The following is a 12636-nucleotide window of genomic DNA, read 5'->3' on the forward strand; positions in this document are numbered from 1 at the left end:
TGGCCCCGAATGCTTCGCGCATACTGAGGGTTCTGAGCCTACCTACGAGGAATGGAAACGCGGCGGGAACAGGCGCGGAGGGCGCGGCGGGCGCGGGTTCTGAGCCTACCTACGAGGAATGGAAACCGGGGGGTGGAAATCGCCCGCCACGCCCCCACCCGCAGTTCTGAGCCTACCTACGAGGAATGGAAACTCACCCCTCTCACCCCTGGCCATCGAAAGCCGACCGTTCTGAGCCTACCTACGAGGAATGGAAACGTGTTTCTTTTGCTAGGAAGTCCGGCGAATCAGTTAGTTCTGAGCCTGCCTACGAGGAATGGAAACGCGAAAGCTGGGAGCGGGTTGGGGACGCGGACCCGGAGTTCTGAGCCTACCTACGAGGAATGGAAACATTTTTCGACCATTTTCTTTTTTGCGCTGTAATTGGTTCTGAGCCTACCTACGAGGAATGGAAACGCGCATATGTTCAGCCGGAAGCGCTGGGGGCGTGAGTTCTGAGCCTACCTACGAGGAATGGAAACTTCGTAATGCGAATGTTCCTGATAACCGCAAAGGCAGTTCTGAGCCTACCTACGAGGAATGGAAACGCAGCAACCGTGTTTACCATGATTATGATTTACATGTTCTGAGCCTACCTACGAGGAATGGAAACTACGGTGCAGAAAATGACAAGATTCGACGTCGTGTCGTTCTGAGCCTACCTACAAGGAATGGAAACCCACTCACACCAGTCCATGGCACAGTGTCAGCTCCAGGTTCTGAGCCTACCTACGAGGACTGGAAACCAGGGGCTGAGGTTCTGGAGCGCTGGTCGGGAAAAGGTTCTGAGCCTACCTACGAGGACTGGAAACGGTCTTCTGTAGCTGGTTTTGGTGGTCGTGTTGTGGTTCTGAGCCTACCTACGAGGACTGGAAACTCCGCTGGCGCGCCTCTCGCGGTGTGGCCGCCTCTCCGTTCTGAGCCTACCTACGAGGACTGGAAACGCGTTTCAGTCTCGAAAATCCTGACACCAGGAATGGTTCTGAGCCTACCTACGAGGACTGGAAACCACACCAACTGGGGGCGTTCATCCTTGAATGTCAACGTTCTGAGCCTACCTACGAAGACTGGAAACTTGGCTCGCAGGTCTCCGACTACTACGGCGCGGATGTTCTGAGCCTACCTACGAGGACTGGAAACTGCGTTCGTCAAGGCGCAGATTCTGCGGGATGCAGGTTCTGAGCCTACCTACGAGGACTGGAAACACTTACAACCGCAATCCCAAGAGCAACCGACCGCGCGTTCTGAGCCTACCTACGAGGACTGGAAACCAGCCAAAATAACAGCCTCACGCAGTTCGCTAGGTGGTTCTGAGCCTACCTACGAGGACTGGAACCAGTAGAACTCGTCAGGGGTAATCCCCATGCGCTGGAAGTTCTGAGCCTACCTACGAGGAATGGAAACCTGAGATGGGTAGCTACCGGTTTTTCAAACAATGGGTGGTTCTGAGCCTACCTACGAGGAATGGAAACGTAGAAGAGGCCATCCCGGTCAATCCTGACCGTCCGTTCTGAGCCTACCTACGAGGAATGGAAACCTATGGCATTTACCTCGGCCCCTCTCCAGCTGCTGTGTTCTGAGCCTACCTACGAGGAATGGAAACCCCTGGCAAGCTCCAAGACCGAGCTTTTTGCCGTGGCGTTCTGAGCCTACCTACGAGGAATGGAAACATGTGTGGTCTCACTTGCTCCCATACCTCGTCCGGAGTTCTGAGCCTACCTACGAGGAATGGAAACCTTCGCTGCTCTACAGTGTCTGCCGGCATGAAGCCCGTTCTGAGCCTACCTACGAGGAATGGAAACCATCGCTGTACCTACCATAACCCACCTGCGGCCCAAGTCTTCAGCCTACCTACGGAGGAATGGAAACACGGCCTGGCCCTCACCTGGGATGCGTTGGAGGTGGTCTTCAGCCTACCTACGAGGAATGGAAACCTGGGTTAAGCCCCTGGACCACCATGTCCAGGAGGGCGTCTTCAGCCTACCTACGAGGAATCCGAAACGAAGTAATGATGGTGGGGAGCTGCTCGGCGTACCTGTCTTCAGCCTACCTACGAGGAATGGAAACCGGATAAACGAGCTTCCATAGCTACGGTAGCAATGTGTTCTGAGCCTACCTACGAGGAATGGAAACCCTCACTGTATCTGCTATAACCCACCTGCGGCCCAACGTTCTGAGCCTACCCAAGATTCCTGGCAACCGTAATACTTTTGGTTCTGGGCCTACCTACGAGGGATGGAAACGCGGGTCCTGCCGGGCCGCAATTTCACCGGCCTCGTTCTCCAGACTCAAAAGTTTACCCCAAAAGTTTTTCACCCCGTCCGCAGATGACGGGGTGAGTTTGTTATATTGAAGAAAAAGAGAAAGGAGTCCAGCTAAATAACCTAAGCCCAAAGCGACTTTGGCTGAAAGATTGACCTAGTCAGAAAAGACTTCCTGATGAAGAAGGATTTACCTCAAATATGTCGAAGTACTAGTATAACGAAGTAAGTTCAAAGGAGGCAGACTTGTGCTGGCTCATTCCGGCAATAAATACCACAAGACCCACGACCTGAGACAGCACTTGACCGCTACGGCTGCCCTTGCTCGTTCCTTTGCTCTTTCCCTGGGTGCTCCGCAGTTGGCCTATGTAGCGGGGTTGCTTCATGACCTTGGCAAGTATCATCCGCAATTTCAAGAATATCTGCAAGGTTTACGGCGGCATGGCCCCAAGCACTCAGCGGTTGGCGCCATTTACGCGTCGCGCTTCTTGGATCTTTTGGCGTTTATCATTGCCGGACACCATGGTGGTTTGCCGGCTGCTTCCGAACTAAAAGAACGTTTAAGCCAACCCGCCGAGCAGAAGCTTGCTCAAGAAGCTTTGGCTTCTGCTAAAAAAGATGCAGGGGAACTGCCACAGGTACCAGACGCCAAGCATTTACTGCCATCTTTTTTGCTGCAACCAGGGGGCGACGCCCGGCTTAAGACAGAGCTCTTCATCCGCTTTCTTTACAGCGCATTGGTGGATGCTGACTTCCTTGATACGGAGGCTCACTTTGAACCGGAAAAAGCTGAGGAACGCGGATCGGTTCTGGACATTGCGGAGCTGTGGGACCGCTTTGCCCAAAACCAGGCCCACCTTATGGGGCGCAAGGACGGCCCAGTGAATAAAGCACGCCGCGAGATTTATGAATACTGTGTCGAGGCTGCCGGCTGGGAACCAGGTGCTTTTTCGCTAACCGTGCCCACGGGGGGTGGGAAAACGCGCTCGGCAATGGCGTTTGCCCTGCGCCATGCTCTTGCCCACCACTTCGAACGGGTGATCGTTGCCATCCCCTATACCTCCATCATAGAACAAACGGCAGATGTCTACCGCGAGATTTTTGGGCCGGAGGCGGTTTTGGAACATCACAGTGCGGTACCTGTAAATGAGGACGACGAGAATTCATTGGCTGAGCTCAGGGCGCGCTTGGCCGCTGAAAACTGGGATGCCCGGATTATTGTTACCACCACAGTGCAGCTTTTCGAAAGCCTCTTTGCCAACAAGGGCACACACTGCCGTAAACTGCATAATATCGCGGACAGCGTCCTCATCCTAGATGAGGTCCAGACGCTTCCCACCAACCTCTTATCGCCCATTCTGGAGGTACTGCAGCAACTGGTTGATTATTACCATGTTAGCATTGTATTGTGCACAGCTACACAACCAGCCCTGGCGGAAGGACCACTACGCCGGGGACTTCGCAACGTCCGCGAGATCGTACGCAATCCGCAGCATTACTTTACGTCTCTCCAAAGGGTTTCCTATGAGTTCCCGTCGGCTGAGGAGACGTGGAGCTGGGAACGGGTCGCGGAAGTAATGCGTGAAGAGGAACAAGTTTTGGCGGTAGTCAACACCAAGAAAGACGCTGTTGCTCTGCTGGATGCCCTGGGTGAGGAAGAGGGACTGTATCACCTCTCAACGCTTCTTTGCGGCGCTCATCGCCGTGACGTCTTACAAAATATTCGAAAACGGCTTGCGGCTGGTGACCCGTGCCGGGTTGTTTCCACCCAGGTGGTGGAAGCCGGTGTGGACTTAGACTTTCCCACTGTTCTTAGGGCTGTAGGGCCTCTGGATAGAATCATTCAGGCCGCTGGCCGGTGCAACCGGGAAGGTAAAAGGCCCACAGGGCGAGTGATTATCTTCAACCCCGAAGCCGGTGGCATGCCGCGGGGCGCTTACCGGGCGGGCATGGAAACCTTTACTACCATGTTGAGAAATGATAAAGAGATGGACCTGTCCCGGCTCGACGTTGTCACAGCCTACTTCCGCTTGCTGTACCAGGCGGCGGAACTCGATAGCTACGGTATTGAAGAGCTTCGCCGGCAGTTAAATTACCCCGAGGTTGCCCATCGCTTTCGTTTGATAGCTGATGACACGGAACAGGTAATCGTGCGCTACGGCGATGTAGAGGAAGTGAACAGTCACATTGAAGCCATAAAACACAGCGGCCCCAGCCGGCGCCTGCTGCGGCTGCTCCAACCGTACCTGGTGGCGGTTAACCGGCACCTGCTCCCGCGCCTTCAGAGCGAAGGGGAGGTTGCTCCTCTGGCGCCGGGTCTTTGGCAGTGGTTGGGTGGGTATGACAGCCTACGCGGCTTAACCATGTCCCACCATGACCCGGCCGAGTTGATTGGATAGGTTGGCACACTGAAAGGAGGTGAAAGGATGTACGAAGATGCTCCGCTGGTTGTCAAGTTGTGGGGAGATTTTGCTTGCTTTACCCGGCCGGAAATGAAAGTGGAACGCGTAAGCTACCCAGTGCTGACCCCTTCCGCCGCTCGCGGGGCTTTGGAAGCCATCTTTTGGAAACCGGAGTTTCGCTGGCGGGTGAAGAGGATTGATGTTCTCAAACCCATTCGCTATTTTTCTCTGCTGCGCAACGAGGTCAACAATAAGGTGGCAGTTTCTTCGGTCAAGGGCTGGGGCCCGGACCACGGCTATTATGCCGACCTGGATCGGGCCCAGCGGCACACCCTGGCGCTCAGGGACGTGGCTTACTTGGTGTGGGCAGACGTGGACCTGGCACATCATGCGAGCGGGATTGATCCGGCCAAGTACCGTGACCAGTTCCGGCGGCGCGTTGCCCGGGGGCAGTGTCGTCACCAGCCGTACTTGGGCTGCCGCGAATTTGCCGCCTTCTTTAGCCCACCGGACGGGCGTGAGCAACCTTTCCCGCTTACCGAGGACCTGGGGCTGATGCTTTTTGACATCGACTATGCTCCGGACGGATCCGGGCGCGGGAAGCCGCGCTTCTTTCGAGCAAAGCTGGTAGGCGGCATCCTTGATATACCGCAGGAACTATAAGAAGGGAAGGAGGTGTGAGCGGGTATGCTGCTGCAGAAGCTCAAAGAGTATGCCGCCCGGTCGCCGGCGGCCGATCTACCACCCATGTACCTGGCCACCCCGATCAAATGGTTGATTCATCTCGACCAGGAAGGGAAGTTTCTGGGCTTTGTCTCTACCTCGAGCGGAACGAAAAAGAAGAACGACCGGGGAAAAGAGTACCCTGCTCCCTCGTTGGTTCGTGCCTATGGTATCAAGCCCAAGCTGCTGGCTGACCGGGCGGATTATGTGCTCGGCTTTATTGAGGAAGACGCCAAGCCTAAAGATAAGAAACGAGCGCAGGACTGCCATAATGCCTTCGTTGCCTTGATCAAGGAGTGTGTGCGGGCTACGCGCGTGCCTGAGGTCCTAGCCGTGGAGAAGTTCTTGGACAACTTGGACTTGACAACGCTGTCCCTTCCGGCCGACATTTCCTCCGGCGACAATGTCACCTTTGTTGTCGATGGGACCATGCCCATAGACCTTCAGAGGGTACGGGAATTCTGGGCCCAGACGCAGGCATCATCCGAAGAACTGGCGCAGTGCCTGGTCTGCGGACAGCTTAAACCTCCCATGAAGCGCCAGCCCATTAAGGTTAAAGGCATCCCGGGCGGACAGCCCTCCGGAATGGCGCTGGTTTCGGCAAACGCGGCTGCTTTTGAATCGTATGGGCTAGAGGCGTCATTGGTTGCTCCTATCTGCCGGGAGTGCGCGGAAGGCTACGGGCGGGCGCTGGAACAACTGATTCGTGGTGAAGATACCCATCTTACCATCGGCCCTTGCGTCTACCTGTTTTGGACTCGAGAAGACCAGGGGTTCTCACCGGTGAGTATCCTTGCGTCGCCCGAGCCTGGTGATGTTAAAGCCCTTCTACGTTCGGTGTACGGCACCCGGGGTGCCATGCCACTCAACCCGATGGATTTCTATGCTATAGCCCTTTCCAGCAGTGGTGGCCGGGTAGCAGTACGTGATTGGCTGGTCACGACGGTAGGTGAAGTGCAGCAAAACCTGGCCTGGTACTTCCGGTTGCAACGCCTGGCCGACCGCGATGGCCGACCGGTGGGCCTATTCCCGTTAACGGCCAGCTTGGTAGCAGCCAGCAAAGACATTCGAGTGAACATTCCAGAAGCCTTTGTCAACCTGGCGCTTAAAGGTACGCCTCTGCCCAGGTGGATCCTTTACGAAGCCGTGCGCCGGTCGGCAGTGGAGCAACGAGTTACACGACCACGCGCCTGCGTTATTAAAATGGCGCTGCTCAGTCAAGAAAAGGGGACGAGGGAGGATGGTTATATGGAACAGCTCGACCTTGCTAACCGTAACCCGGCGTATCTGAGTGGCAGGCTCCTTGCCGTCCTGGAGTTTATTCAGGAGGCGGCCTTGCCGGGCATCAAGGCTACTATCGTGGACCGTTACTACGGCACTGCGTCTTCCGCCCCGGCTTCTGTTTACGGCCGCCTGCTTAGAACGGCGCAATCCCATCTGGCCAAACTGCGCAAGGATAAGAAGGGTGCTTACACAGTTCTGCAGCGCCTTTTGGAAGAAGTCTTAGCCGGGCTGAAGATGTTCCCGGCAACCCTGAACCTGCAGGACCAGGCCCTGTTTGCACTTGGCTACTACCATCAGCGTGCAGCCGGGTGGTCGGCGGGTGTCACGGCAGCGGCCAAAGACCATCCTGAAGATGAAGAATAAGGAGGAAGAAGGCAGATGACAGAGAAGGTGTATTTGGATACGAACCGGCGCCACGACTTTGTACTGTTGTTCGATGTTAAAGATGGGAACCCAAATGGTGACCCTGATGCCGGGAACCTGCCGCGCGTTGACCCTGAAACCATGCAAGGGCTTGTAACCGATGTGTGCCTGAAGCGGAAGATTCGCGATTGGGTGGACCTTACGCGGGGCAATGAAGAGCGCATGAAGATTTACGTAGAACATCATGGCATTCTCAATCTCCAGCACGAGCGCGCCTACAAGGCCATTGGCAAAAAACCTTCCGGTAGCAAACAAGATCGTGCCACGGTCAGCGAGGCCCGGGCCTGGATGTGCGAAAACTTCTTTGATGTTCGTACCTTCGGTGCTGTGATGACCACGGAGGTGAACTGTGGCCAAGTCCTGGGTCCCGTGCAGCTTACCTTTGCCCGCTCTATTGATCCTATTGTTCCTCTCGATCTTTCGATTACCAGAGTTGCTGTTACCCGCCCTGAAGATGCTGAAGTTCAAGTCAGTGAAGATGGTAAGGAAGGAAAAGGCAAGGTTACGGAAATGGGGCGCAAAGCCGTAGTTCCCTACGGGCTTTATCTGGGGTATGGCTTTTTTAGCCCCTTCTTTGCTCAAGATACCGGCATGAACAGCGAAGACCTGGAGGTTCTGTGGGAAGCGTTAGAACATATGTGGGAGCTAGACCGTTCTGCCAGCCGGGGACTTATGGCCTGCCGGGGGCTCTACGTCTTCAGCCATGAAAAACCTGTGGGTAATGCGCCGGCGCAGGACCTCTTTGAACGTGTCAAGGTTAAGCGCGTTTCCACGACTCCTCCCAGGACGTTTGCGGACTACCATGTTACTGTGGAGGAGGAGAACCTGCCTGCTGGTGTGACCTTGACTCGCCTGGTGGGCTGACATGGAAGACGAGGATTATACCATTGCGGGCTTTGAACCCGTCTTTCTCTCTGCTCTAGAGCATTACAGCTACTGTCCGCGCCAATGTGCCCTCATTCACGTTGAGCAAACCTTCGATGAAAACATCTACACCTTGCGGGGCAGGGCTGTGCACCAACGCGTGCATGAGGTTGACTCTTTTTCGGAAGAGGGTGTGCGAGTAGAGCATTCGCTGGCCTTGTGGAGTAACCGGCTGGGGCTCGTAGGGCAGGCGGATCTGGTTGAATTTCACGAGGGTGTACCCTACCCGGTCGAGTATAAGTATGGTAAGTACCGGGAACGGGACATCGAGCACGCGGCTGTACAATTGGGCGGGCAGGCCATCTGCCTGGAGGAAATGACGGGGATTGCCGTACCGAAGGGGGCGGTCTACTGCCACAACTCACACCGGCGGTATGAGATTACCATTACGTCAGAGCTGCGCAGCAAAGTACAGGCGATAACTGCTGCCGTACGTGCCATGCTGCTTGCTGGAGAGTTGCCACCTCCTGCAAACGATAAACGCTGCCGGAACTGCTCTTTAAATGCCGTCTGCATGCCGTCGGCCATTGGGGACGGGTCCAAAGCGCGTTCCCTTGTGGCCGGCCTTTTCCGGCTTTAGGACCAACGGAAAAGGGTTGAAGGACATGGAGCAGCTCTTAAACACACTTTACGTAATGACACAGGGTGCCTACGTGCGTTTGGATCACGAAACCCTCAAGGTAGAGGTCGAAGGATCAACGCAGGTGCAGGTACCCTTGCACCATTTGGGCGGGATTATCTGTTTAGGGAACGTTTTGATTAGCCCAGGGGTCATACACGCCTGTGCCGACGATGGCCGCTTTATCGTCATGCTGGATCATGTCGGACGCTTTAAAGCCCGTGTAGTGGGACCTACTACCGGCAACGTACTATTGCGACGCGCTCAACATAAGGCCCTTGACGATTCACAAAAGACCTTGGCCATTGCGCGCAACTTGGTGGCGGGTAAAATAAGGAACGCGCGAACGATAGTACTGCGGGGGGCGCGAGAGGCAGAAGAAAAAGAAGACGAAGCTGGTTTGCGGGAAACCGCCAATAGGCTGGCGTGTTCCTTGTCGCATCTAGAACGAAGCACCGCAATAGAAGAGGTGCGCGGCATTGAAGGTGAGGCTGCACGGACCTACTTTAGCTCTTTTGCCCGACTCATTCGTGCCGACCGGGCTGCATTTACCCCTAAGGGACGAACCCGACGCCCGCCACGGGACCGCATCAATGCTTTGCTTTCCTTTTTGTACGCGCTTGTTTTAACTGATTGCCTGGCCGCGGCGGAAGGAGTTGGACTTGATCCGCAGGTAGGGTACCTCCACACGCTGCGTCCGGGGCGCCCTGCCTTGGCCCTAGACTTAATGGAGGAGTTCCGCACTGTTCTGGCCGACCGCGTCGCCTTAACCCTCGTGAACCGGCGGCAGATTACACCCGATCACTTCGAAGAGCGACCCGGTGGTTCGGTCTACTTAAACGACAGTGGGCGAAGGGAGGTGGCGGTGGCTTATCAAAAGAGGAAGCAGGAAACGGTTACGCACCCTTTGTTGGAGCGAGCGGAGCCGCTGGGAATGATGCCGCATATCCAAGCGCGCCTGCTGGCCCGGACACTACGGGGTGATTTACCAGAGTACCCGCCATTTACTTACCGGTAGGTGGTAGTTATGGAGATCTTGGTGTCCTACGATGTCTCCACTGAGTCAGAAGGCGGCCGCAAACGACTGCGAAAGGTTGCCCAGGCTTGTAAGGACTACGGCCAGCGGGTCCAAAAGTCTGTCTTCGAGTGCTCAGTTAATGACGTCCAGTACGAGCGCCTAAAGCAGCGGCTTCTGGAGTATATCGATGAAAAAGAAGACAGCCTTCGCATCTACATGCTTCGTGAACCCCGCGCTAAATATGTAGAAACCTTTGGCGTAGACCTAAGGATAGACTTCAACGACCCGCTAGTTCTGTAGCGCGAACCGGGAGCCGTGACAAAAAGTAGGAGGATTCGCGATGCACGCCAGTCAAGGGCTTGTCCGCTCTTTTATTAAGATCTCCTTTAGAAGAAGAGCTGGAAAGAGCGGGTTCGCGCATTTGCACCGTGGAACCAAGAGCCCAAGCCTGCTGGCGCGAATGCTGTCGCACCCGGCCTCCAAGCCGGGTGAGGATTGAAACATTGAGTCGGACTTACTTCCCAAGCAGATTAACGTCGCACCCGGCCTCCAAGCCGGGTGAGGATTGAAACCTCCATTAACCGGGTAACGGTTGCAATCTGCTCGGGAGTCGCACCCGGCCTCCAAGCCGGGTGAGGATTGAAACCCGGTCTACAGGGGACAGGGTTTTGAGCACGTCTGTCGCACCCGGCCTCCAAGCCGGGTGAGGATTGAAACATCCAAGGCCTTGCAGCGGGTCTTGGTGATTATGGTCGCACCCGGCCTCCAAGCCGGGTGAGGATTGAAACCTGCCTATGGATGACCGTCAGTACGAGGTGGGCAGTCGCACCCGGCCTCCAAGCCGGGTGAGGATTGAAACACCAACCTGACCACCACGTGGGGCGGCGTGTTTGTCGCACCCGGCCTCCAAGCCGGGTGAGGATTGAAACCTGGTAGTAAGTAATCCCATCAATAGGCCGTAGACTGTCGCACCCGGCCTCCAAGCCGGGTGAGGATTGAAACAATATCCCTAAAGGCTGCCGCCCGCTTGGTTCGTGTCGCACCCGGCCTCCAAGCCGGGTGAGGATTGAAACCTGGAGACGGCCCAGCTAACTATTCGGCAGATCGCGTCGCACCCGGCCTCCAAGCCGGGTGAGGATTGAAACGGCACCGGGTGTCGATCCAGCAGCCCGTCAAGACCCGTCGCACCCGGCCTCCAAGCCGGGTGAGGATTGAAACGCAGGCCGTTACGGGCAACACCGCCGTGGAGTGGGTCGCACCCGGCCTCCAAGCCGGGTGAGGATTGAAACCTCGGTGCCAAGGCCGCCGGCGTATTGGTTTGCCGTCGCACCCGGCCTCCAAGCCGGGTGAGGATTGAAACGGCACCGGGTGTCGATCCAGCAGCCCGTCAAGACCCGTCGCACCCGGCCTCCAAGCCGGGTGAGGATTGAAACCATGGAATGCTACCACGCCAGCGGGCACCAGCGTGTCGCACCCGGCCTCCAAGCCGGGTGAGGATTGAAACCCCCCATTGCTTAAAGAAGAAAGGCACCTGCGCCTGTCGCACCCGGCCTCCAAGCCGGGTGAGGATTGAAACATAGGCGATTCTGTCCACACTTCGACTACCTTAACGTCGCACCCGGCCTCCAAGCCGGGTGAGGATTGAAACCGCGTACAGCCGCACCAGTTTGCGCGCCGCCGCACGTCGCACCCGGCCTCCAAGCCGGGTGAGGATTGAAACCGCTTATACTGGGCAGTGATGTCCGCCCAGTATAAGTCGCACCCGGCCTCCAAGCCGGGTGAGGATTGAAACATCTTTTGCTTTCCAACTCTCCAATGCCGTTTTTATCGTCGCACCCGGCCTCCAAGCCGGGTGAGGATTGAAACTCAATAAAGTACTTGGCAGACGTATTCCGGATCGCCGGTCGCACCCGGCCTCCAAGCCGGGTGAGGATTGAAACCCCGTATCTCTATCAAGTCGTCACATGGCTTAAAGGTCGCACCCGGCCTCCAAGCCGGGTGAGGATTGAAACCTTACGGCGGTCATAACCTGCTCTACTGTGCTAGAGTCGCACCCGGCCTCCAAGCCGGGTGAGGATTGAAACTTCCAGCACAGCATCATAGCCGTAGTCGTTATAGGTCGCACCCGGCCTCCAAGCCGGGTGAGGATTGAAACTCCGACCTTTGGGGTAGATTTAACGCACGTCTGTTCGTCGCACCCGGCCTCCAAGCCGGGTGAGGATTGAAACGTCATTCGGCTGGTCGTGCAGGAGCCAGGCCACAGTCGCACCCGGCCTCCAAGCCGGGTGAGGATTGAAACAACGTCATGTTCACGAGCATGGGCTTCGGTGAACGTCGCACCCGGCCTCCAAGCCGGGTGAGGATTGAAACCTAGCCTGTGAGCGGCACCTGCGCGACCTGGATACGTCGCACCCGGCCTCCAAGCCGGGTGAGGATTGAAACGTCGAGCGCGTGAACATCGGCGAGAACCAGACCCGTCGCACCCGGCCTCCAAGCCGGGTGAGGATTGAAACAGCAGGGCCGCCATCCCCGCCACACACTGGACAGGTCGCACCCGGCCTCCAAGCCGGGTGAGGATTGAAACCACAAAGTCCTGTGCCATCACATAGGCTTCTAGTGTCGCACCCGGCCTCCAAGCCGGGTGAGGATTGAAACACAGCTATCTTTTTCGCACCCTCTATCACGAACGTCGTCGCACCCGGCCTCCAAGCCGGGTGAGGATTGAAACACCGAAGATATTGCTGGCTGGAATCCTGGCGATTAGTCGCACCCGGCCTCCAAGCCGGGTGAGGATTGAAACTCGCCCATAATAACCTCATGCAGCCGCTGGTACGCGTCGCACCCGGCCACCAAGCCGGGTGAGGATTGAAAGGGATGGCATCTTTGCTTCCTGCCACCGCGTCGAAGTCGCACCCGGCCACCAAGCCGGGTGAGGATTGAAAG

Annotated in this window: 7 protein-coding genes; all 7 read left to right on the forward strand. The window is 56.5% G+C overall.

Annotated features, from left to right (window positions below; genetic code table 11):
• Window positions 1–2548 precede the first annotated feature (2548 nt).
• The 7 genes from cas3 to cas2 are packed head-to-tail and all read left to right on the forward strand — an operon-like array spanning window position 2549 to window position 9993.
• Window positions 2549–4699, forward strand: a complete 2151-nt coding sequence (cas3, locus tag K5554_RS05035) for a CRISPR-associated helicase Cas3' (RefSeq protein ID WP_221040048.1) — start codon at window positions 2549–2551, stop codon at window positions 4697–4699.
• A gap of 27 nt (window positions 4700–4726) precedes the next feature.
• Window positions 4727–5365: a type I-C CRISPR-associated protein Cas5c gene (gene cas5c, locus K5554_RS05040; RefSeq protein ID WP_221040049.1), complete on the forward strand. Its 639-nt coding sequence runs from the start codon at window positions 4727–4729 to the stop codon at window positions 5363–5365.
• Window positions 5366–5389: 24 nt separating this feature from the next.
• A complete protein-coding gene (gene cas8c / locus K5554_RS05045; RefSeq protein WP_221040050.1) occupies window positions 5390–7072 on the forward strand; it encodes a type I-C CRISPR-associated protein Cas8c/Csd1 in 1683 nt (560 codons plus the stop codon).
• Between the two features lie 15 nt (window positions 7073–7087).
• On the forward strand, window positions 7088–7996 hold the full coding sequence (cas7c, locus tag K5554_RS05050) for a type I-C CRISPR-associated protein Cas7/Csd2 (RefSeq protein ID WP_221040051.1): 909 nt from the start codon (window positions 7088–7090) through the stop codon (window positions 7994–7996).
• Window position 7997: 1 nt separating this feature from the next.
• Complete coding sequence (gene cas4 / locus K5554_RS05055; protein ID WP_221040052.1) at window positions 7998–8636, forward strand: CRISPR-associated protein Cas4; 639 nt, start codon at window positions 7998–8000, stop codon at window positions 8634–8636.
• Window positions 8637–8661: 25 nt separating this feature from the next.
• Window positions 8662–9693, forward strand: a complete 1032-nt coding sequence (gene cas1c, locus K5554_RS05060) for a type I-C CRISPR-associated endonuclease Cas1c (protein ID WP_221040053.1) — start codon at window positions 8662–8664, stop codon at window positions 9691–9693.
• Window positions 9694–9702: 9 nt separating this feature from the next.
• Window positions 9703–9993 carry a CRISPR-associated endonuclease Cas2 gene (gene cas2, locus K5554_RS05065; protein WP_221040054.1) on the forward strand — a complete coding sequence of 97 codons (291 nt, stop codon included), beginning with the start codon at window positions 9703–9705 and terminating at the stop codon, window positions 9991–9993.
• The last annotated feature ends 2643 nt before the right edge of the window (window positions 9994–12636 follow it).

This window comes from Gelria sp. Kuro-4 (genome assembly GCF_019668485.1).
GTDB lineage: Bacteria > Bacillota > DTU030 > DUMP01 > DUMP01 > DUMP01.

Excerpts from the sequence above, each read along its gene's own strand:
- cas5c (WP_221040049.1), top strand. The coding sequence starts at position 4,727 with ATGTACGAAGATGCTCCGCTGGTTGTCAAGTTGTGGGGAGATTTTGCT.
- cas4 (WP_221040052.1), top strand. The coding sequence starts at position 7,998 with ATGGAAGACGAGGATTATACCATTGCGGGCTTTGAACCCGTCTTTCTC.
- cas7c (WP_221040051.1), top strand. The coding sequence starts at position 7,088 with ATGACAGAGAAGGTGTATTTGGATACGAACCGGCGCCACGACTTTGTA.
- cas1c (WP_221040053.1), top strand. The coding sequence starts at position 8,662 with ATGGAGCAGCTCTTAAACACACTTTACGTAATGACACAGGGTGCCTAC.
- cas8c (WP_221040050.1), top strand. The coding sequence starts at position 5,390 with ATGCTGCTGCAGAAGCTCAAAGAGTATGCCGCCCGGTCGCCGGCGGCC.
- cas2 (WP_221040054.1), top strand. The coding sequence starts at position 9,703 with ATGGAGATCTTGGTGTCCTACGATGTCTCCACTGAGTCAGAAGGCGGC.